The following is a 25,811-nucleotide window of genomic DNA, read 5'->3' as shown; positions in this document are numbered from 1 at the left end:
CCGGGCCCGGCGTTTGCTTGGGAGGATTGCGCACCGTAGAGGGGGGAATGTCTCGTTATGCGGTGTGACTCGGGCCACGCAGATTGGGCGTAACGCTCGCCGGGGAGGCGCGATGACTTAAGAGGTGATAGCCGAGGAGGGAATGCGAGCGGCGTTTTCGGCGCTGTTCAACTCCCCGGCTTCCCCTGCGCCGTCGGTCCATCCCCACCGACGGTCGTCGGCTCCGATCCGCCGTGGACGGGGTCGGAAGCCGTTTCCATCGTTCCGAGAGGTTGTTCGTGTCGGCCAGCACATCCCGTACGCTCCCGCCGGAGATCGCCGAGTCCGAGTCAGTGATGGCGCTCATCGAGCGGGGAAAGGCTGATGGGCAGATCGCCGGCGATGACGTGCGTCGGGCCTTCGAGGCTGACCAGATTCCGCCAACCCAGTGGAAGAACGTTCTGCGCAGCCTCAACCAGATCCTCGACGAGGAGGGTGTGACGCTGATGGTCAGTGCCGCAGAGGCGCCCAAGCGCACCCGCAAGAGCGTCGCAGCGAAGAGTCCGGCGAAGCGCACCGCCACCAAGACCGTCGCGGCCAAGACGGCCACGGCGAAGAAGGCCACCACCGCGGCCGCCCCGATGGGTGACGTGTCGTACGGCGAGGCCGAGGGCGGGCCCGAGAAGAAGGCGGTGGCCAAGAAGGCCGCCGCGAAGAAGACGGTCGCGAAGAAGACCGCCGCCAAGAAGACCGTGGCGAAGAAGACCGCCGCCAAGAAGGACGTCGACGAGCTCCTCGACGACGAGCCGATCGAGGAGGCGGCGCCCGCCGGCAAGGGCGGCGAGGCCGCGGCCGAGGTGCCCGAGGGTGCCGAGAACGCCGGGTTCGTGCTGTCCGACGACGACGAGGACGACGCCCCCGCGCAGCAGGTCGCCGCGGCCGGCGCCACTGCCGACCCGGTCAAGGACTACCTCAAGCAGATCGGCAAGGTCCCGCTGCTCAACGCTGAGCAGGAGGTCGAACTCGCCAAGCGCATCGAGGCGGGCCTGTTCGCCGAGGACAAGCTGGCCAACTCCGACAAGCTGGCGCCGAAGCTCAAGCGCGAGCTGGAGATCATCGCCGAGGACGGCCGCCGCGCCAAGAACCACCTGCTGGAGGCCAACCTCCGTCTGGTGGTCTCGCTGGCCAAGCGCTACACCGGCCGCGGCATGCTCTTCCTGGACCTGATCCAGGAGGGCAACCTCGGTCTGATCCGTGCGGTCGAGAAGTTCGACTACACGAAGGGTTACAAGTTCTCCACGTACGCGACGTGGTGGATCCGCCAGGCGATCACCCGCGCCATGGCCGACCAGGCCCGGACGATCCGCATCCCCGTCCACATGGTCGAGGTCATCAACAAGCTGGCCCGTGTGCAGCGCCAGATGCTCCAGGACCTGGGCCGTGAGCCCACCCCGGAGGAGCTGGCCAAGGAACTGGACATGACCCCCGAGAAGGTCATCGAGGTCCAGAAGTACGGCCGTGAGCCGATCTCGCTGCACACCCCGCTGGGCGAGGACGGCGACAGCGAGTTCGGTGACCTGATCGAGGACTCCGAGGCGGTCGTGCCGGCCGACGCGGTCAGCTTCACGCTGCTGCAGGAGCAGCTGCACTCGGTCCTGGACACGCTCAGCGAGCGTGAGGCGGGCGTGGTCTCCATGCGCTTCGGTCTCACCGACGGCCAGCCCAAGACGCTGGACGAGATCGGCAAGGTCTACGGCGTCACGCGGGAGCGGATCCGTCAGATCGAGTCCAAGACGATGTCGAAGCTGCGTCACCCGTCGCGCTCGCAGGTTCTCCGCGACTACCTGGACTGATCCGGAAGCGGCTGTTCCGGACGGCCGTACGAGTGCATTGCGGGCCCGGTCCCCCTCGGTGGGGGCCGGGCCCGCGGTGTGTCCGGGTGCGTGATGCGCTCAACTGTCTCACCCTGGGTGTGCGAACACTTCCGCACAGTCAGGAGCGTGTATGCGTGCCTACGTCCGGGCCGCCATCGGGGCCCTCGTCCTGCTTCTCGCCGTACCGGTCACCGCGCAGGCGGACGCGGCGGTCGTGGGAGGCCGGCAGGTGAAGGTCTCCGACAACCCGTGGATGGTCGCCATCGCTTCCCGTTCGCGGTTCGGTGCCGACCGCTCGGGGCAGTTCTGCGGCGGTGTACTGGTCGGCCGCGCGACGGTGGTCACGGCGGCGCACTGCCTGAGCCGCGCGGTGCTGGGCGTGGAGTGGCAGCAGGTCAAGGACCTGCGGATCATCGTGGGGCGCGAGGACATGCGGGGCAGGGGCGGGCAGGAGCTGGTGCCGCGGCGGGTCTGGGTGAACCCGACGTACGACAGCTACAGCAACGCCGGTGACATCGCCGTCCTCACGCTCGCCAAGCAGATGCCGAAGGGCCGGGCGCTCTCGATGGCGAAGGCCGGTGACCCCGCGTACAAGGCAGGTACCAAGGCGAACGTGTACGGCTGGGGCGACACCACGGGTAACGGCTCGTACGCGTCCACGCTCCGCTCGGCGCAGGTGCAGATGTTCTCGAACGCGGCCTGTAGCAGGGCATATCCGGGCAATGCGGACGGTCGGTATCTGTCCGGTTCCATGCTGTGCGCAGGGGTGCCGAACGGTGGCCGGGACGCCTGTCAGGGCGACAGCGGAGGTCCCCTGGTGGCGCGGGGGCGGCTGGTGGGGCTGGTGTCCTGGGGGACGGGCTGCGGGAAGGTGGGAAAGCCGGGTGTCTACACGCGCATCTCGGCGATGATCAAGCACGTGACCGCCCACGGGGCCGGCTGAAGGCCGCGGAGCGGACGTCCTGGTCGATGGTGCGGAGTGTGTGGCGGCAGCGCCTCAGGGCGCCGTGAGGGGCGCTTGAAGGCGCAACCGTCGTGGTCGCGTCGGCGGTGTGGGCCGACGGTGGCCGCGGTGCGGACGCTGACGAGTGCGGGCGGCCCCCCGGTGGTGCCGGGGGACCGCCCGCCGCACGGCCCTAGGCCGCTGCTCGCTCGTCGTCGGATGCGATGTGTCAGCGTTCCTCATCGGAAGCAGACGCGGGAGAGGCGGTCAGCCGCTCCGTCTCGTCCTGTATTTCCGCGGCGATCTTCTTGAGTTCTGGCTCGAACTTGCGGCCGTGGTGGGCGCAGAAGAGCAGTTCGCCGCCGGACATCAGAACGACGCGCAGGTATGCCTGGGCGCCGCAGCGGTCGCAGCGGTCAGCGGCCGTCAGCGGGCTCGCGGGGGTCAGAACAGTAGTCACGTCGCCTCTTCTCTAGCTCGACGAGCTGTCGTACCAGGGTCAACATCCAACCAGGCCGAAAACGTTCCCGCTCGTGCCTGTTCCCTGAAAATTTTTTTCCAAGGGGGCCGGGTGTTGCCGGGTGGCGGCGAATGAGCCGTATTGCGTGGTGGTCTGATTCACGTTGGTTGCTGGGCTTTTGTCCTCCCGGCTGGCTTGCCGGTTGTTCAAGAGGACGTGCCCGGAGCCTAAATGGTTCATGCCTCGAAGGGAACGTGATGTGCGTGGCATCGCGCTCTCACTCCAACGAGGTATCGAACACTTGAACGAAAGTCTACTACCATGGACACCGTCACGGGTGGCGTCACATCGGCTCTACCGGGCCTCGGTACGCTCTCACCGGCGACACCGCCACGACCGGGTCCGCGGAATGCGGGCCACCAGTAATTCAGCGAGGAGCGAACCGCGTGACCGCCGAGATGTCCGTGCCGTCCACCGCCGTGCTGACCGGGGCTGACCGGGACGGGTCCAACTACACCGCGCGGCATCTGCTCGTCCTGGAGGGACTGGAGGCCGTCCGCAAGCGTCCGGGCATGTACATCGGCTCGACGGACAGCCGCGGCCTGATGCACTGCCTCTGGGAGATCATCGACAACTCCGTCGACGAGGCGCTGGGCGGCTACTGCGATCGTATCGACGTCGTCCTCCACGGCGACGGCTCGGTGGAGGTCCGGGACAACGGCCGCGGCATCCCGGTCGACGTGGAGCCCAAGACCGGCCTGAGCGGCGTCGAGGTCGTGATGACCAAGCTGCACGCCGGCGGCAAGTTCGGCGGCGGCTCGTACGCGGCTTCCGGCGGCCTGCACGGCGTCGGCGCCTCGGTCGTCAACGCGCTCTCCGCCCGGCTGGACGTCGAGGTGGACCGCAACAGCAAGACCCACTCGATCAGCTTCCGCCGCGGCGTGCCCGGCATCTTCACCGAATCCGGCCCCGACGCCCCCTTCGATCCGGCCAACGGCCTGCTCAAGGGCAAGCGCATCCCCAAGACCCGGACCGGCACGCGGGTACGCTACTGGGCCGACCGGCAGATCTTCCTCAAGGACGCCAAGCTGTCCTTGGAGACGCTGCACGCGCGGGCGCGCCAGACGGCCTTCCTGGTGCCCGGCCTGACCCTCGTCGTACGGGACGAGCGCGGCGTCGAGAGCGAGGGCCCGACGGAGGAAACCTTCCGGTACGACGGCGGTATCAGCGAGTTCTGCGAGTACCTGGCGCAGGACAAGGCCGTCTGTGACGTGTTGCGGCTGTCCGGGCAGGGCACGTTCAAGGAGACCGTGCCGGTCCTGGACGACCGTGGTCACATGACCCCCACCGAGGTGACCCGGGAGCTGGGCGTCGATGTCGCGCTGCGCTGGGGCACCGGCTACGACTCCACCGTCAAGTCCTTCGTCAACATCATCGCCACCCCCAAGGGCGGCACGCACGTGTCCGGATTCGAGCGGTCCGTGGCCAAGACCGTCAACGAGGTGCTGCGGTCGGCCAAGCTGCTGCGCGTCGCCGAGGACGACGTCGTCAAGGACGACGCCATGGAGGGGCTCACCGCGGTCGTCACCGTACGGCTCGCGGAGCCCCAGTTCGAGGGGCAGACCAAGGAGGTGCTGGGCACCTCGGCCGCCTCCCGGATCGTCGCGCAGGTCGTCGCCAAGGAGCTCAAGGCGTTCCTGACCTCCACGAAGCGGGACGCCAAGCAGCAGGCCCGCGCCGTCCTCGACAAGATCGTCGCGGCGGCCCGTACCCGCATCGCGGCCCGTCAGCACAAGGAGGCCCAGCGCCGTAAGACGGCTCTGGAGTCCTCCTCGCTGCCCGCCAAGCTGGCCGACTGCCGCAGCGACGACGTCGAGCGCAGCGAGCTGTTCATCGTCGAGGGCGACTCGGCGCTGGGCACCGCCAAGCTGGCGCGCAACTCCGAGTTCCAGGCGCTGCTGCCGATCCGCGGCAAGATCCTCAATGTCCAGAAGTCGTCGGTCTCGGACATGCTCAAGAACGCCGAGTGCGGCGCGATCATTCAGGTCATAGGAGCGGGTTCCGGCCGTACCTTCGACATCGACGCGGCCCGTTACGGCAAGGTCATCTTCCTCGCGGACGCCGATGTCGACGGCGCGCACATCCGGTGCCTGCTGCTGACCCTCTTCCAGCGCTACATGCGTCCGATGGTCGAGCAGGGGCGGGTCTTCTCGGCCGTGCCGCCGCTGCACCGGGTCGAGCTGACCCAGCCCAAGAAGGGCCAGGACAAGTACATCTACACGTACTCGGACAACGAGCTGCGCCAGACCCTGCTGGAACTGCAGCGCAAGAACATCCGTTACAAGGACAGCATTCAGCGCTACAAGGGTCTGGGCGAGATGGACGCCGACCAGCTCGCGGAGACCACCATGGACCCCCGCCATCGCACCCTGCGCCGGATCAACATCAGCGACCTGGAGGCCGCCGAGAAGGCATTCGACCTGCTCATGGGCAACGAGGTCGCCCCGCGCCGGGAGTTCATCACCAGCTCCGCCGCCACGCTGGACCTCTCGCGCATCGACACGTGACGGGCCGCCGCGGGGGCGCGTGAAGCGCCCGCCCGCGCCGGTACGGGCGTCTGTCCACCCACGGGTGGAGAGGCGCCCGCCGCGTTTTCCACCCGGAGCCCACCCGCACGCCGATCCGGCCGGCGGTGCCCGCTCCGTAGCGTCGGAACAGTTGTTGTTCCCGTGCTTCGGAGGCCCAGGTCATGAGCGGCTTGCTCAACGTTCTCGTCATCGTCGCGATCATCGCGCTGGTGGTTGTTCGGCAGGTCAAGCCGCAGCGGCTGGCGTCGGAGGGCAAGCGCTGGTGGCTGCTGCCCGCCGTCCTGGGCTTCATGGCGGTCCGCGAACCGGGCCTGATCGACAACGCGCACCCCACCGGGTCGGCCGCCCTGCTGGCCGTCGGTGTCGTCCTCGGCCTGCTCACCGGCGCCGGCTGGGCCTGGACCATGCGGATCTGGACGGACGAGGACGGGCAGGTGTGGTCCGCCGGCCGCTGGGTCACCGCCGTGGCCTGGGTCCTCGGAGCGGGGCTGCGGTTCGGCCTGTACGGGATCGCGGTGCTGGTGGGGGTCCACCTGGGCACCCAGGCCACGATGCTGACCGTGGCCGCCACGCTGCTCGCCCGTACGGGCACCCTGATGTGGCGCGCCCAGCAGCTCCGGCCGACGTACCGTGTTGCTGCCGGTGGCTGAGACCGCGGTCCCGCGTCCCGGCCGTACGTGCCGGCGGCCCAGCCCCGGGAGCACCGTGCCGGAAGGATCGTTTGTGCCGCTGAGTTTCTGGACGAGCTGGCCCTCGCGGGAAGCGCTGTCCCGCGAGGTTTCGAGCCGGACACGGGTGTGGATCGGCAGGGCCATCCGCACCGTGATCATGGCCGGTCTGCTGTGGAGCGCGCTGGCGGACGAGGCGTTCCGGGACGCCGGAGCGGTGCTGGGGCTGGCCGCGGTCGCGCTCTGCGGCCTGCTCCTGTGGGGGTTCTTCCGTACGACGCTGGAGCACCGGCTGTGGCCGGCCCTCGGCCTGCTGGCGCTACTGGAGGCCGGCGCGTTCTGGTTCCACACGGAAGGCGCCGGAGTGCCCGCCGCCGTGGTGTGGGGCGCGTGCGCCGTCCTCTCGATGGCACGGCTTCCGCTGGCGGCGGCCGTGCCGTGCATGGTGGTGTCCCTGGGGGCGTACGCCACGCGCAGCTCGGACGGCTGGCTGTCGATCACTGCGACCGTCACCGGGCTCGGACTGGCCGGGTACGTCGTACGGCTGGACTCCGAGGCACAGGGCAACGCGCGGCGGCTCCTGACTCAGGAGCGAGCCGCCCGTAAGGCCGAGGCCGAGACCGCCGCGCTGGCCGAGCGCGGACGCATCGCCCGTGAAGTGCACGACGTACTCGCGCACAGTCTGAGCGCGCAACTTGTGCACTTGGAGGCGGCGCGGCTGCTGATCCAGCGCAGTGGTGACCTGGAGGCGGACCGGCAGCAGATCCTGGAGCGGGTCGTGGCGGCGCGCGGCATGGCCAGGGAGGGCCTGGACGGCACACGTCAGGCCCTGTCGGCGCTGCGCGGCGAGATGGCGCCGGTGGAGGACTTCCTGCGTCATCTGACCGCCGCTGAGAACGCCCGCCTGGAGGTGACGGGGGAGCGGTGCGAGCTGTCGCCCGAAGCCGGCCTCGCGCTGCGCAGGGTGGCCCAGGAGGCGCTCACGAACGTACGGAAGCACGCGCCGGGCGCGCGGGTGACCGTACGGCTCGCCTATACGGAGACCGAGGTGGAGCTGGAGGTACGGAATTCCGCCGCGCGCGGGAAACTCCGCGGTGGCGGGCCGGGGACCCTCGACGACCTCGGCTCGTCCGGTTCCGGGTACGGTCTGCTGGGGATGCGGGAGCGCGCCGAACTCCTCGGTGGAACGCTGGACTCCGGTCCCGCCGAGGAGGGTTTCGTGGTCCGGTTGAGGGTGCCGGTATGACGGCGCGGGTCGTGGTCGCGGACGACCAGACGGTGGTGCGTGAGGGCATCGTGATGCTGCTGGGACTGCTGCCGGGCATCGAGGTCGTGGGCTCCGCCGGGGACGGTGAGGAGGCGGTACGGCTCACCGCCGAACTGGCCCCGGACGTCGTCCTGATGGACCTCCGGATGCCCCGCTGCGACGGCGTCGAGGCCACCCGGAGGATCCGGACGGAGCACCCGGGCACCGAAGTCGTCGTCCTGACGACCTACGCGGACGACGACCACCTCTTCCCCGCGCTGGAGGCCGGCGCCCGGGGCTACCTGACGAAGGACGCGGACGGCGACGAGATCGTCCGGGCCGTCGAGGACGTGCTGTCGGGCGCGGCCGGGCTGTCGCCGAAGGTGCAGCGGCGGCTGCTGGAGCGGTTCGCGGAGCCCGTACGGACAGCCGCCCCGGCAGCGCCGGCCGAGCCCCCGGACGGACTGACCGCGCGTGAGACGGAGGTGCTGAGGCTGGTCGCCGAGGGACTGTCCAACCCGGAGATCGCCCGGTCGCTGCATGTCTCCAACGCGACCGTGAAGACCCACATCAACAACCTCTTCGCCAAGGCCGGGCTGCGGGACCGGGCCCAGGCGATCCACTACGCCTACCGGCACGGTCTCGCACAACCGCCCGGCTCGTCCATCACCTGATGGGGTGAAGAGCCCAGGAGAACGGCGCCTGGCGGTCAGACCCAGACGTAACGGTGTTCGGGACGGCCGGTCTCCCCGTACCGGAGACTGAGGCGGACCCGTCCGGCCCGTTCGAGGAGCTTGAGGTACCGCTGCGCGGTCTGCCGGCTCAGGCCCGCCTGCCGGGCCACCTCCTGGGCGGACAGCGGCGCGTCCGCCGTGCGCAGGACGGACCGGACCCGGTCGGCGGTGGCCGTCGAATGCCCCTTGGGCAGCTCCGCGGGGCCGGCGTTGACGGACCCCAGCGCCCCGAAGAGCCGGTCGACTTCGGACTGTTCGGCCTGGCCGCCGCCTTCGAAGGTGCGGTGCAGAGCCGCGTAACCCTCCAGCTTGGACCGGAGCCCGGCGAACGTGAACGGTTTGACCAGGTACTGCAGCGCCCCGTGCCGCATGGCCGCCTGGACGGTCGCGATGTCACGCGCCGCCGTCACCATGATCACGTCGGTCTGCAGGCCGCGCTGCCGCAGCCGTGAGACGAGCTGGAGGCCGGTCTCGTCGGGCAGGTAGTGGTCCAGCAGGACGAGGTCGACGGAGGCGGTCTCCAGGGTGTCCAGGGCCTCGGCGGCACAGTGGGCGAGGCGGCTGACGCGGAAACCCGGGATCTTCGCGACATACGCGGCGTTGATCTCGGCGACCCGTATGTCGTCGTCCACGACCAGTACGTCGATCATCGCGCGCCTCCTGAGCCGTCATCGGCGCCACGGCCGTCGGGCCCGCGCTCCTCCGGGGCGCGTGCGCCCCTGCCTCGGCCGTTCGCTCCAGCTTCCACAGCGGCGCCACCGTCCGGCGCCTGCTCCGAGAGCGCGTCGGACAGCGCATCAGGGAGCGTGACGGTGAACTCCGCGCCCCCACCGGGGCTCTCGGCCACCGCGGCGGTGCCCCCGTACCGTTCGGCCAGGCGGCGCACGAGCGCGAGGCCGATGCCGCGCTGTCCGTGCGCAGGGGGCTCCTTGGTCGTCCAGCCCTCGGTGAAGATCTCCGCGCGCCGGGCCTCCGGCACTCCGGGACCGTTGTCACGGACCCGGACGACCGCGGTACGGTCCTCGGCGCGCACCTCGACCTCGACGCGCGCCCCGGGAGTGCCGGCCGTGGCGTCCAGGGCGTTGTCGACCAGGTTGCCCAGGACGGTGACCAGGCTGTGCGGGTCCACCACCCGGTCCGGGAGGTGGCTGCCGGGCGCGATGCTCAACGAGACGCCGCGCTCGGTGGCGACCGTCGCCTTGCCGACCAGCAGGGACGCCAGCAGCGGGTCGTGCACCCGCTCGGTGACCTGCTCGGCCGTCGCCCGGTGCACGCCCACCGCCTGGGTCACGAACTCCACGGCCTCCTCGTGCAGCCCCAGTTCGAGGAGACCCAGCAGGGTGTGGAGGCGGTTGGCGTGCTCGTGGTCCTGGGCGCGCAGCGCGTCGATCAGCCCACGGGTGCCGTCCAGCTCGCGGCCCAGCCGCTCCAGCTCCGTACGGTCGCGCAACGTCACCACGGCCCCTCCGTCGTCGGTCGGCATCCGGTTGGCCACCAGGACGCGCTGCCCGCTCACGGTGAGCAGATCGGCACCGCGCACCCGGCCGGACAGCACCTCCGCGGTACGGCCGGGCGGCAGCGCCTCCGCCAAGGGCCGGCCGGTGTCCTCGGAACGCAGGTCCAGCAGGCGCTGCGCCTCGTCGTTCAGCAGACGGATACGGCCGTGCGCGTCCAGCGCGACGAAGCCCTCCCGGATGCCGTGCAGCATCGCCTCGCGTTCCGTGAGCAGGGCGGAGATGTCGGAGAAGGCCAGGTCATGGGTACGGCGCTGGAGGCGACGGGCGACCAGGTAGGCGGCCAGCGCGCCGACGGCGAGCGCCCCGCCCGCGTAGGCGAGCAGTTGCGGCACGGTGCTCAGCAGCCGCTGCTGCACGCTCTCGTACGCGATACCGACCGAGACGGCGCCGACGATCTTTCCCTCCTCGTCCCGCAGCGGCACCTTCCCGCGTGCGGAACGCCCCAGGGTGCCCTCGTCGATCTGCATGACCTCGCGGCCCGCCAGCACGCCGCTGGGGTCGGTGGAGACACGCCGCCCGATCTCGGCGGGATCGGTGTGCGACCAGCGCACTCCACGCGTATCCATGATCACGACGTACTCCGCCCCGGTGGCACGGCGAATGCGTTCGGCCTCGTGCTGCACGGGTCCGCCGCGGCCGGGGCGGGAGCTTTCCAGCGCGTCGTCGAGACGTGATTCGGCGGCGGTGGTCTGGGCGATGGCCAAGGCCCGGCGCATCGCCTGGTCGTCGAGCTGTGCGCTGAGCGGCGCGAGGAAGAGGCCGGTGGCGAGCGCGGTGACACCGGCGGCGATGGCCAGCTGCATCAGCAGCACCTGCGCGAAGACGCGGCGCGGCCAGCCCACGCGGAGACGCAGGCCCGACAGCGCGGAACGCAGCGACGACGGCACGGCACGCAGTCCGCTGCCGGCGGGCCGGTCCGTACGCGACGGCGCGCTGCTCTCGACCTGTTCGCTCATATGAACGAACAGTAGGCGGGGCGGGGTGTGGCTCGGTAGTCAGGTCGTGGCTGCGGCTGAGGCGGATGAGGCGCCTGTGGGCAAGTGGCGAGAGGTTATCCACAGGGCTTTCGCGAGCTTCTCGGTCGTGGTTTTCTCGAAGAGTCACAGAGAGTGACCGTCTGCTGGTGGCGAAAGCGGCCGGGCGGTCAGGAGAGGTGCAAGGGATTCAAGGGCTTCGAGCGATCCAAGGGGGCATCATGGGGGCGAAGACGGTGGGTGCTGTTGGCGGGAGCCGCGGAAAGCGCGGCAGGGGCGGAAGAAGTGAGGGATGCGGAGGGCACGTGCGGTGCGGGGGGCGCGGGGGAAGCGGTCAAGCGGTTGCTTCAGCCGAGAGGGCGTACGGAGAGTACGGCCATGCGGGCAGGCCTGCCGAGCGGAGAACCGCAGCTGACCGGCGCGGGGGTGCCGTCGGCGCGCTGCTGGACGGTGACCAACCAGGATCGGCCGTCGCGGTGCGCGACGGTGACGGCCCAGGTGAGGGCGGGGGCCTCGTGGCGGGCGGCCGTCGGAGGTGTCGGGGCCGCCGCGGTGGTGTCCTTGTGGCGAGAGCCTTCCACTGCCTCGTTCGCGCCTTCCTCGCCGTCTGCGGGAGACGGCACGGACTCGCTGTGCACGATGTCGATCGCATCCGCCCGGTCCTCGTGTATCAGCTCGCGAACGGCGAGGTCGGCGGCCTGCGCCGGGCGCTCCCAGGTCGAGCGGCCACGGCAGTGGTCCAGCAGGATCCGGCCGTCCCGGGCCGACGCCACGGCCTCCTTGACCAGCGGAGCGGTAGCCCGCCCGTAGGCGTAGCCGTACGGGAGGACGAAGAGGGTGGGGGAGAAGCGGTGACCGCCGATGTGGGTGACTTCCCACGCCTCGGCGCCGCTGTCGGCGAGCTCGGAGGCCAGCGGGCGCCCGAGGACGGCACAACAGCGGTCACGCTTGCCGTTGGTGCAGACGAAGACCAGCGGTTCACCGTCATACGGATGCCAGAGCCCGCCGTGCTCACCCGCTCCCAACCGGGCGAAGTCGAGGTGCAGCAGGGTCGCCGGGTCGGTGACGGAGGTGGTCCGAATCCAGGAGCGGCTGGGTGCGGTGTGGGCGAGGAAAGCTCTGCGGGCAGAGGTGCCGTGGCAGTCCGCGTGCCGGCCCGGTCGGCGGACGAGCGCCACCCGGACGCCCGTGTTGCCCGCCGCCGCTTCCAAGGCCCGGCCGATGCGGGGATCGAGGTGGCTCTCGGCCAGCGCCTCGGTGCCCCAGGGCCCGGTCTGCTCGACGAGCAGCCAGGTCCGGGCGGTGGCCGAAGTGCCCGCGACAGGCTCGGCGGCATCGCGGGAAGCGGTTGCGCACGTGCTCACATAGGTAACCCTAACCTGCTGCGGAGCGGTGGGAATCCCGAACCGATACCGCGGGTACCAGGAAGCGGGAACGCATGGGCTCGGAGGTGAACGGGGGAGGTGCCGGGACGTGTTGAGGGTGGATGTGTTCATTGTTGGACCGTGAGCGGGACCACCGTGGGGTTGCCCGCGGTGCTCGACCGGGAGGGAGTGAGCGGCGTGATCTGAGCGGGGTGACGTGAGCGACTCGGTGTGAACGGTGTGACTCGGTTCGAACGGTGTGGCTCGGTGCGAACGGCGCGGCTCGGTTCGAACGGCGCGGCTCGGTGTGAGCAGTGTGTGAGGTGAGTGGCGTGACGCGTGGTGCGGTCAGGTGTTGGGGGCGGTGAGGTCGAGGCCGCAGGCGCAGTCGAGGGCGGCTTCGGGGGTGGGTGCTGGCGAAACTGCTGGTGAGCGGGATGGCGTCTTGGCGCTCATCGGTGCTCGCGAGTAGTGGGCGAAGCCCCAGGGGCTGGCGGATCTGTCGTAGTGCAGGCCCATCTGTTCGCCGTCGTTCGATCGAGGCGGTCGACAGTGAACTCAGTCGTTCAGGCTTCCTTGGCAGCGAGTCCGGTTGCTCTTCGGCGCGATGCCTTTGGTCCTGGTCGGAGTTCCGTCCGGGGTGAACGAGTGATGGGAGGTGAAGGCGTGTGGCGCGGGGCCGTGGTCGTGGAAGTGCTCCAGTCTGGAGGCCCCGTTCTGCCAGGTGGGTATCACGCCGTCGGAGACTCACCAGAACACGTAAGCCGGGTGTCCTGTCCTCTCGGACCAGTCGTAACGCCTGTTCAGCGCCTCACGGTGCAGACCGGTGTAGGTGGCGCCGAAGGCGGGGCGCAGGTCGGTCCAGAGCGAGAGAGGCACGGCCAGGGTGGTGGTTTCCGTCGTACGGCCCTTGCCGTACCAGGTCGGTACGACGAACTCTCCCCAGTCGCCCCGGTCGAGGTCGAAGGGGGTGCCCCGGGCGCCGTCTGTCGCTTCAGCCCGAGCGAGATAGCCGGGGTGCTGGCTGATCTTCTGGTAGATGACCTCGTCGCTGTCGTGGAGTTCGTGCGTGAGGGGGGATCGGCTCGTCCCGTCGCGGGTGGCTCGGCCGGAAGGAACTCCTGTGCGTCCGCGGGTGATCGCCGAAGACCAGGTGAAGGTAGCTGCCTTCGCGGGCCCTGTCGAAGTTGCGTTTTCCCTGCCCAAGTGGCCTTCTGAACCGGCCATTGCGGGGGCTGGGGCAGTGACTGGCGGGGCGGGCTGCGGGTGGGGGCCAATGATGCACTTCGGTCCATCGGTTCGCCCGCCGTGCTCGTGCGCACCCTCTGTCCGACAGCCTTGAGTGCCTGCGAACGTGTGTGGTGGAAGAAGCTGGCCCACGGCCACAAGATTGAGCACTGGCTGCGGGTGTGCACAGGTGGTGCTGCACGCCGCGCGTGGACGCTTCAACGCATGCATCGCCCGGAGACGGGGCTGCACGTGGACGCTGTGCGCCGGTGAGGGGCGGGCCTGCTGCCTGGGCTCAAAGCCGTCAATGCTGCGGCTGTCCCGCTGCATTCACGCTGCTGCAAGGAGTCGAGGCCAAGGAGTCGAGGCCAAGATGCCGAGGCCAAGATGCCGAGGCCAAGGCGTCGGCCTGCTGATTGCCTGCCGAGAGTGAAGTGCCTCTTCTGCGCTGGTCGTCGCGCCGGGAACCGGCCCGCGTGGCTGCCCGGCGGGGCATCGTCCGTTCATGTCGGCGTCGACCGTGCATGGCCGGTCGGCCCAGGACGCGCTCAAGCCCTGGCAGTACCGCTCCTGGACTTCGTCACCAGCCCTGGTGCCGCTGCCATCCCATCCTCACCCTTCCGGCAGGACAGGGCGAGGGCGCTGGGGCAGCCTCGGGTTGGGTCAGGGTAGGGGCTGGGGTGGGTTTGGGCCCGTGTAGTGGCCGTTGGGGCGCAGGCGCATGGGGCGTTCCCCGTACTCCTCCAGCGCGTGGGCGATCCAGCCTGCGGTCCGGGCCACCGCGAAGACGGTTTCGCCGGCCTCCGGGGTCATGTCGGCCGTGACGGACAGTACGCCCAGGGCGAGGTCGACGTTGGCGTGCAGTGCGGTGTGGCGGGTGGTCGTGGCAGCCACCTCGCGTGCGGCCCGCAGTGCCGGGGCGGCCTGCGGTACGTCCTCCAGGAGGCGGAACAGGGTACGTGCGCGCGGGTCTTCGCCCCGGTAGATGCGGTGGCCGAGGCCAGGTACCCGGCGTCCGGCGCGCAGGTGGTCCGCCACCACGGCCGCCGCGCTGCCCCGTTCCAGCACCTCTTGCAGCATGCGGTGGGTGAGGCTGCTCGCGGCGCCGTGCAGCGGGCCGTCCAAGGCGCCGAAACCGGCCGACACGACGGTGTACGGGTGGGCCCGCGCGGAGGCGGCCACCCGGGCGGCCAACGTGGAGGCGGCGAGGTCGTGGTCGATGAGGAGAACGAGCGCCGCGGCCAGGACGCGCAGTGACGCCTCGTCAGGCCGCTGTTCGGTGAGGCGGGACCACAGGCGGCGGGCGATCGGGGAGGCGGCGCGGTCCATTCCGTCTTCCAGACGGGGCAGGGCATCGACGAGTACGGGGATGAGGGAGCGCGCCGTACCCAGGACGGCGTCCTCGGTCAGGTCGAAACGCAGCGGGTCGGCGGAGGCCGCCGCCACCACCGCGACGCGCAGCCGGTCCATCGGGCTGCTGTGTGCGGGCAGTGCGTCGACGGCCCGTCGGGCGGCCGCGAGGGCTTCCTCCGGGGCGGTGAAGTGGACGCCGGGGCGCAGTACGCCGGTCCAGAGCCACTCGGCGACCTCTTCGTAGCCGTAGTGGTCGGCCAGCTCGGTCGTGTCCACGCCGCGGAAGTAGCAGCGGTCCGCGTCGATGAGGGTGATGCCGGTACGGAGCGCCAGGTCGCCGCTGCCGGCGGACGGCTCGCGGCGGGCGCCGCGGCGGGCGAGGGCGTCCACTTCCCCGGCGTCGAAGGTGCTGCCCCGGCCGCCGGGCGCTCGGCGGCTGGTCAGTTGGCCGCGGCTGACGTAGGCGTAGATCGTCTCCGGCTTCACGCCGAGCCGGTCGGCTGCTTCCCTGGTGGTCAGCCGCCGCTCGCCGCCGATGTCGCCGGTGCTGCCGCCGCTGCCGCCGACGTCGCCGGTGCTGCCGACGCCGCCGCCGACGTCGCCGGTGCCGCCGCTGGCGATATCCCCGGTGCTGTCGGCACCGTCGGCACCGTCACCGAGGCCTCCGGACCGGCCGACACCTCCACCGCCAGTGGTCCCGCCGTCGGCATCGCCGAGACCTCCGTCCGGGCTATCCGGACGGTTAACCGGACGGCGGCTATCCGGGCTGCCGGAGTCGTCGGGGCTGCCGAAGTCGCTGTTGGCGCCCTGGAGGCCGTTGTCGATGCCACCGCCGACACCGGCGCTTCCGCCCAAGCCTCCGCCGGCACCACCGCTCCCGGCACCACCGCTCCCGGCACCACCGCTCCCGGCACCACCGCTCCCGGCACCGCCTCTCCCGGTATCGCCGACACTGCCGAGATCACCTCCGCCGGTCTCGCCCCCGCCCCCGCCGACGCCTCCGAGATCGCCTCCGCCGCTCCCGGCGCCGCCGGTACCGCCGAGATCACCTCCGCCGGTCCCGCTCCCGGCACCGCCTACCCCGCCGAGATCACTTCCGCCGGTCCCGCCCCCGCCCCCGCCGACGCCTCCAAGGCCGCTACCGCCGCCCCCACCGCCATCGATGCCGCCGATCTGCTCCCCGCCTCCCTCGCGGCCCACCGCGCCCCACCCCTCGTCCGCTCCCCGGCCCGTTCCCTGATCCGCCATGCCCTCCACCCTATCGATTGATCCTGCACATGTATTGATGCAATCAACATTGACACTTGTCCAGTCCAGAATAGACAGTCGGGTCAATGGGGAACGCCCAGGAGATACAGGGAGGACTGTCATGTCGATTGCCGAGGCCGGCGCGATGTTCGACGTGCCCCGCGGGCTTGCGGGAGTGATCGTCACCGAGACCGAGCTGGGGGACGTACGGGGCGGGGAGGGCTTCTACCACTACCGGCAGTACTCCGCCGTGGAGCTCGCGCAGAGCCGTACCTTCGAGGACGTCTGGCACCTGATGCTCCGCGGGTACCTGCCGGACGCGGAGCAGCGCGCGGCCTTCGAGGCGGAGACCGTGGCGCTGCGCCGCCTGCCCGACGCCGTACGGGACGCACTGCCCGGTATCGCCCGTGCGAGCGCCCGCAGCGGCCCGCTCGCCGGGCTGCGTACCGCGCTCTCCCTGCTCGGCGCGGCAGCGGACTTCCAGCCTCTCTACGACATCGACGCCCGGCAGCGTGGCACTGACGCGCTCGCCGCATGCGCCGCGGTGCCCACCGTGCTCACCGCGCTGCACCGCATCGGCCGCGGCCTGGAACCGGTCGAGCCGCGGGACGACCTGCCGTACGCCGCCAACTACCTGTACATGCTCACCGGTGAGGAGCCGGACCCCGCGCGCACCAGTGCCATCGAGCGGTATTTGATCTCCACCGTCGACCACGGCTTCAACGCGTCGACGTTCACCGCCCGCGTCATCGCCTCCACGGGCGCCGACCTCGCGGCCTGCCTGGCGGGCGCGGTCGGCGCGCTCTCCGGGCCGCTGCACGGCGGCGCGCCCAGCCGGGCGCTGGACTCCCTCGACGCCATCGGCAGCCCGGACCGTATCGACGCCTGGATCCGCGAACGGGTCGGCTCGGGGGAGCGGATCATGGGGTTCGGGCACCCCGTCTACCGCACCGAGGACCCGCGTTCGCGCATGCTGCGCGACATCGCCCGGGGGTTCGGCGGGCCGCTCGTGGACTTCGCGGTGCAGGTGGAGGAGCGGGTCGAGGCGCTGCTCGCCGAGCTCAAGCCCGGCCGGGAACTGCACACCAACGTCGAGTTCTACGCGGGTGTGGTGATGGAGCTGTGCGGTCTGCCGCGTGCGATGTTCACCCCCACCTTCTGCGCGGCCCGGGTGGTCGGGTGGAGCGCCAATATCCTGGAGCAGGCGGACGACTCGAAGATCATCCGCCCGGCGGCCCGTTATGTCGGTCCGCCCCCGCCGCAGCCGGTGCCCGCCGCGCTGAACTGACGGCGTGCCGGACCGACGGCGCGCCGCCGCACCGACGTACGACGATGGAGGCGCCCCCTTGGCCCCGCAGGCTCCGCGACAGATTCCGGTCATCGTGCTCGCCGGATTCCTCGGTTCCGGCAAGACGACCCTGCTCAACCATCTGCTGGGCCGCAGCGGCGGCAGCCGCGTCGGAGCGGTCGTCAACGACTTCGGCAGCATCGAGATCGACGCCATGACGGTGGCCGGGCAGGTCGACTCGATGGTCTCGCTGGGCAACGGCTGTCTGTGCTGCGCCGTCGACACCAGCGAGCTGGACGAGTACCTGGAACGGTTGGCCCGGCCGTCGGCCCGTATCGACGTCATCGTCATCGAGGCGAGCGGCCTGGCCGAGCCGCAGGAACTCATCCGCATGATCCTGGCCAGCGAGAACGACCGGATCGTCTACGGCGGGCTGGCCGAGGTCGTCGACGCGGCGGAGTTCGGGGCCACCCGGGCCCGGCACCCGGAGATCGACCGGCATGTGGCCATCGCCGATCTGGTGGTCCTGAACAAGGCCGACCGGATCGGGGAGGCGGAGCAGCGCTCGCTGCTGGAGACCCTCGCCGAGCTGAGCCCGGGGACGCCGGTCGTGCCCGCCGCGTACGGACGGATCGACCCGGAGCTGTTCTTCGACCGCAAGCCGCGCGACGCGGACGACGAGGCGGTCCGTCAGCTGTCCTTCGAGGACCTGTTCCGTGAGGAAGCGGAGGCCGAGGAGGAGGACGCGTGCAGCGAGCACGGGCCGGGGTGCGGTGGCCACGGCCACGGTCACCGGCAGCACCTCCACGCCGCGTACGAGAGTGTCGCGTTCGAGTCGGACGAGCCGATGAACCCGCGCCGGCTCATGGCCTTCCTGGACAGCAGGCCCGCCGGTCTCTACCGGATCAAAGGGTTCGTCCACTTCGACGTACCGGAGAACCGCCAGAAGTTCGCCGTGCACGCGGTCGGGGACTTCCTGCGCTTCTACCCGTCGCCGTGGCAGCCGGACGAGGAGCGCCGCACCCAGCTCGTCCTGATCGGCAGCGGGGTCGACACGGCGGCGGTACGCAAGGAGCTGACCGACTGCCGGGAGACGGGCCCGGAGCGCGCCGACGTGAACAGCATGTGGGGCGTACTCCGGTACGTACCGTCCACGGGTGACCCTGATGAGACCGCTGACTTCGCCGGTTCGGAGGAGCCGGACCAGTCGGAGGAGCTGGACCAGTCGGAGGAGCCGGGGGAGCCGGAGGAGCCGGGGAAGGCCGGAGCGGCCTGAGGAGCCAGAACGGCCGGGGAAGGCCGGAGCGGCCTGAGGAGTCGGGACGGCCGGGGAAGCCCGACGACCGGTAGCCACCGGCAGCCTGCCTCCCAGGGCACCGAGCCCCGTAGACGCTGCGACGGGCAAGGCAGCGCCCCCGGCACGGCCGTAGCCGTCCCGGGGGCGCCGTCACCGTTCCCGGCGCGGAACCGTGTTCGCTACACCGGCCCGGCCAGCGCGGCGACCGGCTTCGTCAGCGGTACGCCCGAGCCGTCCCGGCGCGGGTCCGGCTCCGGCAGGTCGACCGGGACACCCTTGGCGTTCGCCGCCCGCACCGGCGCGGCGCCCGCCCAGGCCAGGGAGAGACAGTCCTCGCCCTTCAGGAACCGCTGGCAGCGCACGCCGCCGGTCGCCCGGCCCTTGCGCGGGTACTGATCGAAGGGGGTGAGCTTGGCCGTGGAGACCGAGTCGTCGAGGGTGCCGTGCGAGCCGGAGACCGTGAAGACCATGGCGTCGGCACCGGGGTCGACGGCCGAGAAGAAGATGACCTTCGCGTCCGGGCCCAGCTTGACGCCCGCCATGCCGCCCGCGGGCCGCCCCTGCGGCCGTACCTGCCCCGCCGGATAGCGCAGCAGCTGCGCCTCGTCGGTGATGAAGACCAGGTCCTCCTCGCCCGTGCGCAGCTCGGCGGCGCCCACGATGCGATCGCCCTCCTTGAGGGTGATGACCTCCAACTCCTCCTTGTGCGACGGATAGTCCGGCACCACGCGCTTGACGATGCCCTGCTGGGTGCCGAGGGCCAGGCCCGGCGAGGACTCGTCCAGCGTCATCAGGCAGATCAGTTCCTCGCCGTCCTGGAGGCTGAGGAACTCGGAGACCGGCGCGCCGCCCGACAGGGTCGGCGCCGCGATGGTGTCGGGGAGCTGCGGCAGGTCGACGACCTGGAGCCGCAGCAGCCGGCCGGTGGACGTCACCGCGCCCACCTCGCCGCGCGTGGTGGCCGGCACCGCCGAGACGATCACGTCGTGCTTGACGCGCTTGGCCTCCGCGTCGAAATTGACCTCGCCGTTGGCCGTACGGGCCAGCAGGCCCGTGGAGGACAGCAGCACCCGGCACGGGTCGTCGGCGACCTCCAGCGGCATCGCGGCCACCGGGGCGCCCGCCGACTCCAGCAGGACGGTGCGCCGGTCCGTGCCGTACTTCTTGGCCACCGCGGCCAGCTCGCCGGAGACCAGCTTGCGCAGCTCGGCGTCCGATTCGAGGATCTTGGTCAGCTCCTCGATCTCCGCCTTGAGCTTGTCGCGCTCCGACTCCAGCTCGATCCGGTCGAACTTGGTCAGGCGGCGCAGCGGGGTGTCGAGGATGTACTGCGTCTGGATGTCGCTCAGCGAGAAGCGGTCCATCAGCCGTTCCTTGGCCTGGGCGCTGTTCTCGCTGGAGCGGATGAGACGGATCACCTCGTCGATGTCGACCAGGGCCGTGAGCAGGCCCTCGACCAGGTGGAGGCGGTCGCGCTTCTTGGTGCGGCGGAATTCGCTGCGCCGGCGCACCACGTCGAAGCGGTGGTCGACGTAGACCTCCAGCAGCTCCTTGAGGCCCAGCGTCAGCGGCTGGCCGTCCACCAGCGCGACGTTGTTGATGCCGAAGGACTCCTCCATGGCCGTGAGCTTGTAGAGCTGCTCCAGGACGGCCTCCGGGTTGAAGCCGTTCTTGATCTCGATGACCAGGCGCAGGCCGTGCTCGCGGTCGGTGAGGTCCTTGACGTCCGCGATGCCCTGGAGCTTCTTCGCGCCCACCAGGTCCTTGATCTTGGAGATGACCTTCTCGGGGCCGACCGCGAACGGCAGTTCGGTGACGACCAGGCCCTTGCGGCGGGCGGTGACGTTCTCCACCGAGACGGTGGCGCGGATCTTGAAGGTGCCGCGGCCGGACTCGTACGCGTCGCGGATGCCGCCCAGGCCGACGATCCGGCCGCCGGTCGGCAGGTCGGGGCCCGGCACGTACTTCATCAGCGTGTCGAGGTCGGCGTTCGGGTGCTTGATGAGGTGGCGGGCGGCGGCGATGACCTCGCCGAGGTTGTGCGGCGGCATGTTCGTCGCCATGCCGACCGCGATGCCGGACGCGCCGTTGACGAGGAGGTTCGGGTAGGCGGCCGGCAGGGCGACCGGCTCCTGCTCCTGGCCGTCGTAGTTCGGTGCGAAGTCGACCGTGTCCTCGTCGATGGACTCCGTCATCAGGGAGGTCGCCGAGGCCATCTTGCACTCGGTGTACCGCATCGCGGCGGGCGGGTCGTCGTTGCCGAGCGAGCCGAAGTTGCCGTGGCCGTCCACCAGGGGCAGCCGCATGGAGAAGGACTGCGCCATCCGCACCAGGGCGTCGTAGATGGAGGCGTCGCCGTGCGGGTGGAGCTTACCCATCACCTCGCCGACGACACGGGCGCACTTGACGTAACTGCGCTCGGGACGCAGCCCCATCTCGTTCATCTGATAGAGGATGCGGCGGTGTACGGGCTTGAGGCCGTCGCGGGCGTCCGGGAGGGCGCGGGAGTAGATGACCGAGTACGCGTACTCAAGGAAGGAGCCCTGCATCTCGTCGACGACGTCGATGTCGAGGATCCTCTCCTCGAAGTCGTCCGGCGGCGGGGTCTTCGTGCTACGGCGGGCCATCGCGGCTGCGGCTCCTTCGCTTGCGTCCTGCTGCTTGCCGATGCGAGATCAACGTTCGGGTCTTTCGCGGACCATTGTGGCCCGCCCCACTGACAACGCCGACCGCGACCCTCCCCAGGCCCCCGGACGAGGTCACCGCGAAGTCCGCTCGTACGAGGCAGCCCGGCCGGGAACTTCGCCATAGCTCGGCACGCTTGCATACAGTGACAGAACTTTCTCGCAAGCGGATCGAAGGGACGTACATGCCCATGGGTCACACGGCCACAGAACAAGCCGGCTCCGGCGGCCTGACAGCGACCGAGCACCGGCTGGCCAACGGCCTGCGTGTGGTGCTCTCCGAAGATCACCTGACCCCGGTCGCCGCGGTCTGCCTCTGGTATGACGTCGGCTCGCGTCACGAGGTCAAGGGCCGTACGGGCCTGGCCCACCTCTTCGAGCACCTCATGTTCCAGGGCTCCGCCCAGGTCTCGGGCAACGGTCACTTCGAACTGGTCCAAGGCGCCGGCGGCTCCCTGAACGGCACCACCAGCTTCGAGCGCACCAACTACTTCGAGACCATGCCCGCCCACCAGCTGGAGCTCGCGCTGTGGCTGGAGGCCGACCGCATGGGCTCCCTGCTGACGGCGCTCGACGAGGAGTCCCTGGAGAACCAGCGCGACGTCGTCAAGAACGAGCGCCGGCAGCGCTACGACAACGTCCCCTACGGCACGGCCTTCGAGAAGCTGACGGCCATGGCCTATCCGGAGGGACACCCGTACCACCACACGCCCATCGGCTCGATGGCCGACCTGGACGCCGCCTCCCTGGAGGACGCGCGGGCCTTCTTCCGTACGTACTACGCGCCCAACAACGCGGTGCTGTCGATCGTCGGCGACATCGACCCGGAGCAGACTCTCGCCTGGGTGGAGAAGTACTTCGGCTCCATCCCGGGCCACGAGGGCAAGCAGCCGCCGCGTGACGGCTCCCTCCCGGACGTCATCGGCAAGGAGCTGCGCGAGGTCGTCGAGGAGGACGTCCCCTCCCGCGCCCTGATGGCCGCCTACCGCCTCCCGCACGACGGCACCCGTGAGGCCGACGCCGCCGATCTGGCCCTGACGGTGCTCGGCGGCGGCGAGTCCTCGCGGCTGTACAACCGCCTGGTGCGCCGTGACCGTACGGCCGTCGCGGCGGGCTTCGGCCTGCTCCGGCTGGCCGGCGCCCCCTCGCTGGGCTGGCTGGACGTGAAGACCTCCGGCGGCGTCGAGGTCTCCGGCATCGAGAGTGCCGTGGACGAGGAACTGGCCCGCTTCGCCGAGGAGGGCCCCACCCCCGAGGAGATGGAGCGCGCGCAGGCCCAGCTGGAGCGCGAGTGGCTGGACCGGCTCGCCACGGCCGCCGGGCGCGCCGACGAACTGTGCCGGTTCGCCGTCCTGTTCGGCGACCCGCAGCTCGCCCTGACCGCCGTGCAGCGCGTTCTGGAGATCACCCCGCAGGAGGTGCAGGAGGTCGCCAAGGCCCGGCTGCGCCCCGACAACCGCGCGGTCCTCGTGTACGAGCCGACCGAGCCGACCGCCGCCGAGGACAACGACGAGGAGGCGGCCCAGTGAGCGACGCCGTCAGCAGCACGATGACCTTCCACCCGCAGCCGGCCGGCGGCGACCCCAAGCCGTGGGCCTTCCCGGCCCCCGAGCGCGGCCGGCTCCCCAACGGGCTCACGGTCCTGCGCAGCCACCGTCCCGGCCAGCAGGTCGTCGCCGTCGAGATCGACATCGTCGCGCCCCTGGAGGCCGAGCCGGCGGGCCTGGACGGCGTCGCCACCATCATGGCGCGCGCCCTGTCCGAGGGCACCGACAAGCACGACGCCGAGGAGTTCGCCGCCGAGCTGGAGCGCTGCGGCGCCACTCTGGACGCGCACGCCGACCACCCCGGCGTCCGGGTGTCCCTGGAGGTCCCGGCCTCCCGGCTGGACAAGGCGCTCGGCCTGCTCGCCGACGCCCTGCGCGCCCCCGCCTTCCCGGACGGCGAGGTCGAGCGCCTGGTGGCCAACCGCCTCGACGAGATCCCGCACGAGCTCGCCAACCCGGCCCGGCGCGCCGCGATGGCCCTGTCCAAGGAGCTGTTCCCGGCCGACTCGCGGATGTCGCGGCCGCGCCAGGGCACCGAGGAGACCGTCACCCGTATCGACGCGGCGGCCGTGCGGGCGTTCTACGAGGCCCATGTACGCCCCGCCACGGCCACCGCCGTCGTCGTCGGCGACTTCACCGGCGTCGACCTCGACGCGGCCCTCACGGAGACTCTCGGCGCCTGGACGGGGTCGCCCGCCGAACCGGTGAAGGCCAGCCCGATCACCGCCGACGACACCGGCCGGGTCGTGATCGTCGACCGCCCCGGCGCCGTCCAGACCCAGCTGCTGATCGGCCGGATCGGCGCCGACCGGCACGACCGCGTCTGGCCCGCGCAGGTGCTCGGCACGTACTGCCTCGGCGGCACCCTCACCTCCCGCCTGGACCGGGTGCTGCGCGAGGAGAAGGGCTACACCTACGGCGTGCGCTCCTTCGGGCAGGTGCTGCGCTCCTCGGCCGACGGCGACGGTGCCGCGATGCTCGCCATCAGCGGCTCGGTGGACACCGCCTCCACCGGCCCGGCGCTGGAGGACCTCTGGAAGGTGCTGCGCACCCTCGCGGCGGAGGGCCTGACGGACGCCGAGCGCGACGTCGCCGTACAGAACCTCGTCGGGGTCGCGCCGCTGAAGTACGAGACCGCCGCGGCGGTCGCCGGCACCCTCGCCGACCAGGTCGAGCAGCAGCTCCCGGACGACTACCAGGCCCGGCTGTACGAGCGGCTGGCGGCCACCGGCACGGTCGAGGCGACCGCCGCGGCCGTCAACGCCTTCCCGGTCGACCGGCTGGTGACCGTCCTGGTGGGCGACGCCGCCGAGATCGAGGAGCCGGTCAAGGCGCTCGGCATCGGAGAGGTGACGGTCGTCAAGGGCTGAGGAGCGTCACCGGCACGTCGCGCCGGCACGCCATCCCGGTACGTCACGGCGGCACGCCACCCCGGCACGCCGCGTCGGCTCGTCTCCGGCGCGGGGCGGCCGGCCGGCGGCCCGAGGGGCCCGTGGGGCCGACGGCGGCCGGTGATGGCTGACGGCCCGTGACCCGGGCGTGTGACGAACGGTCACATAAGGGATCCAGTGGTGCGCAGGCGCCACTGGATCTTCTATATGTCCCAATTGTTGGGGGTGGTTGCACGGTGCCCGTGTGGCGTACGGCACAAATTCGGAGTTCTGTTTGCCGATTGAAAGTGGCCCCGTTTAGCGTCGATCCGGCTGTCCGCAGGATCACCGCCGCAACCGCGGCACGGACAGGCATCGCCGAGTCCCCGTACGGCGCGAGCCAGGGGAGCCGGGGACCCATGTCCCTTGGGGTGAATCGGACGCCTTCCCGGAGGCGCCCGTAGGAGACCTTCCTGCTCCGAACCCGTCAGCTAACCCGGTAGGCGAGAGGGAAGGAAAGGACACAGTCAGCCCATGGCGTTCACCCGTGCCACCGGGAAGCACCGTGGTCCGAGCCGCAGCGCGCGGACGACCCGTAACCTCGCCGGCATAGCCACGCTCGCCGCGTCCGGCGTCATCGCCTCCGTCGCCTCCCCGGCCCTGGCGGCCGGCAACCCGGACGACGCGGGCAGCCACGACACCGGCCTGCACCACGCCGTCGTCCTCGGCGACGAGCTCGCCGAGCAGATCGAGGCGCAGGCCGACGCGCAGCAGGAGGCCGCCGAGGCCGCCGCCGCGCAGGCCAAGGCCGAGGCCGAGGCGCGCAAGCAGGCCGAGGAGGCCAAGCGCCAGGCCGAGGCCGAGGCCAAGAAGGAGCGCGAGGCCAAGGAGCGCGCCGCCCGCGAGGCCGAGCGCAAGCGCCTGCTCATGTACGTCGCGCCGATCGACGGCTCCTACGTCTCCACCAGCTACAAGGCGTCCAGCGGCCTGTGGTCCTCCGGCAGCCACACCGGCATCGACTTCCACGCCTCCTCCGGCACCACCGTCCACGCCGTCGGCTCGGGCACCGTGGTCGAGGCCGGCTGGGGCGGCGCGTACGGGAACAACGTCGTCATCAAGATGAACGACGGCACCTACACCCAGTACGGCCACCTGTCGTCGATCAACGTCTCGGTCGGCCAGACCGTGACCCCGGGCCAGCAGATCGCCCTGTCGGGCGACACCGGCAACGTCACCGGGCCGCACCTGCACTTCGAGGCCCGCACCTCGGCGGAGTACGGCTCGGACATGGACCCGGTCGCCTACCTGCGCTCGCACGGCGTGAACGTCTGACGGACATCCGTCCCGCTCGTCACTCCCGTCGCACCCGTCCCCCGTACGGTGCCCCGGCCCCCGCGGCCGGGGCATCCGCGTTTCCGCCCGTGCGATACCTGGCCAAAAAATATCCATG

At 70.9% G+C, this 25,811-nt stretch carries 19 protein-coding genes, 1 pseudogene and 1 riboswitch; of the genes and pseudogenes, 12 read left to right on the top strand and 8 right to left on the bottom strand.

Annotation, left to right across the window (positions count from 1 at the left end; translation table 11 throughout):
- The first annotated feature begins 272 nt into the window (after positions 1 to 272).
- Complete coding sequence (locus tag OEIGOIKO_RS10805) at positions 273 to 1,832, top strand: RNA polymerase sigma factor (protein WP_031009147.1); 1,560 nt, start codon at positions 273 to 275, stop codon at positions 1,830 to 1,832.
- 151 nt (positions 1,833 to 1,983) lie between these two features.
- Positions 1,984 to 2,796 (top strand): S1 family peptidase, encoded by an 813-nt coding sequence (locus OEIGOIKO_RS10800; protein ID WP_125053865.1) that lies wholly within the window; start codon positions 1,984 to 1,986, stop codon positions 2,794 to 2,796.
- 229 nt (positions 2,797 to 3,025) lie between these two features.
- Here OEIGOIKO_RS10800 and OEIGOIKO_RS10795 read toward each other — a convergent pair whose 3' ends face one another.
- Positions 3,026 to 3,256 carry a DUF7455 domain-containing protein gene (locus tag OEIGOIKO_RS10795; RefSeq protein ID WP_003981845.1) on the bottom strand — a complete coding sequence of 77 codons (231 nt, stop codon included), beginning with the start codon at positions 3,254 to 3,256 and terminating at the stop codon, positions 3,026 to 3,028.
- A gap of 446 nt (positions 3,257 to 3,702) precedes the next feature.
- On the opposite strand from OEIGOIKO_RS10795, the gene OEIGOIKO_RS10790 reads away from it, so the two are divergent.
- The 4 genes from OEIGOIKO_RS10790 to OEIGOIKO_RS10775 all read left to right on the top strand — a co-directional run bounded on the left by OEIGOIKO_RS10790 (position 3,703) and on the right by OEIGOIKO_RS10775 (position 8,432).
- Complete coding sequence (locus OEIGOIKO_RS10790) at positions 3,703 to 5,823, top strand: DNA gyrase/topoisomerase IV subunit B (protein ID WP_125053864.1); 2,121 nt, start codon at positions 3,703 to 3,705, stop codon at positions 5,821 to 5,823.
- A 182-nt stretch (positions 5,824 to 6,005) separates the two neighbouring features.
- The gene (locus OEIGOIKO_RS10785) at positions 6,006 to 6,494 is read left to right on the top strand and encodes a DUF1453 domain-containing protein (protein ID WP_125053863.1); all 489 of its coding nucleotides are present in this window, start codon (positions 6,006 to 6,008) and stop codon (positions 6,492 to 6,494) included.
- A 73-nt stretch (positions 6,495 to 6,567) separates the two neighbouring features.
- Positions 6,568 to 7,758: a sensor histidine kinase gene (locus OEIGOIKO_RS10780; protein ID WP_125053862.1), complete on the top strand. Its 1,191-nt coding sequence runs from the start codon at positions 6,568 to 6,570 to the stop codon at positions 7,756 to 7,758.
- Positions 7,755 to 8,432 carry a response regulator transcription factor gene (locus tag OEIGOIKO_RS10775; RefSeq protein WP_125053861.1) on the top strand — a complete coding sequence of 226 codons (678 nt, stop codon included), beginning with the start codon at positions 7,755 to 7,757 and terminating at the stop codon, positions 8,430 to 8,432. The genes OEIGOIKO_RS10780 and OEIGOIKO_RS10775 overlap by 4 nt, the downstream gene beginning before the upstream one ends.
- 35 nt (positions 8,433 to 8,467) lie before the next feature.
- On the opposite strand, the gene OEIGOIKO_RS10770 is transcribed toward OEIGOIKO_RS10775, so the two are convergent.
- The 6 genes and pseudogenes from OEIGOIKO_RS10770 to OEIGOIKO_RS10750 form a co-directional block, all read right to left on the bottom strand.
- Positions 8,468 to 9,142 carry a DUF7342 family protein gene (locus OEIGOIKO_RS10770; protein ID WP_125053860.1) on the bottom strand — a complete coding sequence of 225 codons (675 nt, stop codon included), beginning with the start codon at positions 9,140 to 9,142 and terminating at the stop codon, positions 8,468 to 8,470.
- Positions 9,139 to 10,812 (bottom strand): ATP-binding protein, encoded by a 1,674-nt coding sequence (locus OEIGOIKO_RS10765; RefSeq protein ID WP_125058626.1) that lies wholly within the window; start codon positions 10,810 to 10,812, stop codon positions 9,139 to 9,141. The genes OEIGOIKO_RS10770 and OEIGOIKO_RS10765 overlap by 4 nt, the downstream gene beginning before the upstream one ends.
- 518 nt (positions 10,813 to 11,330) lie before the next feature.
- Positions 11,331 to 12,347, bottom strand: coding sequence for a sucrase ferredoxin (locus tag OEIGOIKO_RS10760; RefSeq protein WP_125053859.1), 1,017 nt, complete (start codon positions 12,345 to 12,347; stop codon positions 11,331 to 11,333).
- 348 nt (positions 12,348 to 12,695) lie between these two features.
- Positions 12,696 to 12,866: a hypothetical protein gene (locus tag OEIGOIKO_RS41560; protein WP_170251686.1), complete on the bottom strand. Its 171-nt coding sequence runs from the start codon at positions 12,864 to 12,866 to the stop codon at positions 12,696 to 12,698.
- A gap of 39 nt (positions 12,867 to 12,905) precedes the next feature.
- A pseudogene (locus tag OEIGOIKO_RS10755) lies at positions 12,906 to 13,487 on the bottom strand (DUF3291 domain-containing protein).
- A gap of 750 nt (positions 13,488 to 14,237) precedes the next feature.
- Complete coding sequence (locus OEIGOIKO_RS10750) at positions 14,238 to 15,413, bottom strand: citrate/2-methylcitrate synthase (protein ID WP_307721225.1); 1,176 nt, start codon at positions 15,411 to 15,413, stop codon at positions 14,238 to 14,240.
- Between OEIGOIKO_RS10750 and OEIGOIKO_RS41555 the strand changes: the two genes are divergently transcribed.
- From OEIGOIKO_RS41555 to OEIGOIKO_RS10740, 3 genes are all read left to right on the top strand, one after another.
- Positions 15,372 to 16,196, top strand: coding sequence for a hypothetical protein (locus OEIGOIKO_RS41555; RefSeq protein ID WP_170251423.1), 825 nt, complete (start codon positions 15,372 to 15,374; stop codon positions 16,194 to 16,196). The two genes, OEIGOIKO_RS10750 and OEIGOIKO_RS41555, sit on opposite strands and share 42 nt — an antisense overlap.
- Positions 16,197 to 16,296: 100 nt before the next feature.
- Complete coding sequence (locus tag OEIGOIKO_RS10745) at positions 16,297 to 17,463, top strand: citrate synthase/methylcitrate synthase (protein WP_125053858.1); 1,167 nt, start codon at positions 16,297 to 16,299, stop codon at positions 17,461 to 17,463.
- A gap of 58 nt (positions 17,464 to 17,521) precedes the next feature.
- Complete coding sequence (locus OEIGOIKO_RS10740) at positions 17,522 to 18,739, top strand: CobW family GTP-binding protein (protein ID WP_125053857.1); 1,218 nt, start codon at positions 17,522 to 17,524, stop codon at positions 18,737 to 18,739.
- Between the two features lie 200 nt (positions 18,740 to 18,939).
- Here OEIGOIKO_RS10740 and OEIGOIKO_RS10735 read toward each other — a convergent pair whose 3' ends face one another.
- Positions 18,940 to 21,387 (bottom strand): DNA gyrase/topoisomerase IV subunit A, encoded by a 2,448-nt coding sequence (locus OEIGOIKO_RS10735; RefSeq protein ID WP_125053856.1) that lies wholly within the window; start codon positions 21,385 to 21,387, stop codon positions 18,940 to 18,942.
- 248 nt (positions 21,388 to 21,635) lie between these two features.
- Between OEIGOIKO_RS10735 and OEIGOIKO_RS10730 the strand changes: the two genes are divergently transcribed.
- The 3 genes from OEIGOIKO_RS10730 to OEIGOIKO_RS10715 all read left to right on the top strand — a co-directional run bounded on the left by OEIGOIKO_RS10730 (position 21,636) and on the right by OEIGOIKO_RS10715 (position 25,693).
- Positions 21,636 to 22,973: a M16 family metallopeptidase gene (locus OEIGOIKO_RS10730; RefSeq protein WP_125058624.1), complete on the top strand. Its 1,338-nt coding sequence runs from the start codon at positions 21,636 to 21,638 to the stop codon at positions 22,971 to 22,973.
- A 20-nt stretch (positions 22,974 to 22,993) separates the two neighbouring features.
- Positions 22,994 to 24,361, top strand: a complete 1,368-nt coding sequence (locus tag OEIGOIKO_RS10725; protein ID WP_125058623.1) for a M16 family metallopeptidase — start codon at positions 22,994 to 22,996, stop codon at positions 24,359 to 24,361.
- 366 nt (positions 24,362 to 24,727) lie between these two features.
- A riboswitch (cyclic di-AMP (ydaO/yuaA leader) is annotated at positions 24,728 to 24,882 on the top strand.
- A gap of 13 nt (positions 24,883 to 24,895) precedes the next feature.
- A complete protein-coding gene (locus OEIGOIKO_RS10715) occupies positions 24,896 to 25,693 on the top strand; it encodes a M23 family metallopeptidase (protein WP_125053854.1) in 798 nt (265 codons plus the stop codon).
- The last annotated feature ends 118 nt before the right edge of the window (positions 25,694 to 25,811 follow it).

The sequence above is a fragment of the Streptomyces paromomycinus genome, assembly GCF_003865155.1.
In the GTDB taxonomy this organism is placed as follows: domain Bacteria; phylum Actinomycetota; class Actinomycetes; order Streptomycetales; family Streptomycetaceae; genus Streptomyces; species Streptomyces chrestomyceticus.
The sequence above is the reverse complement of the archived record's forward strand: the minus strand, read 5'-3'. Positions and strand labels throughout refer to the sequence as shown.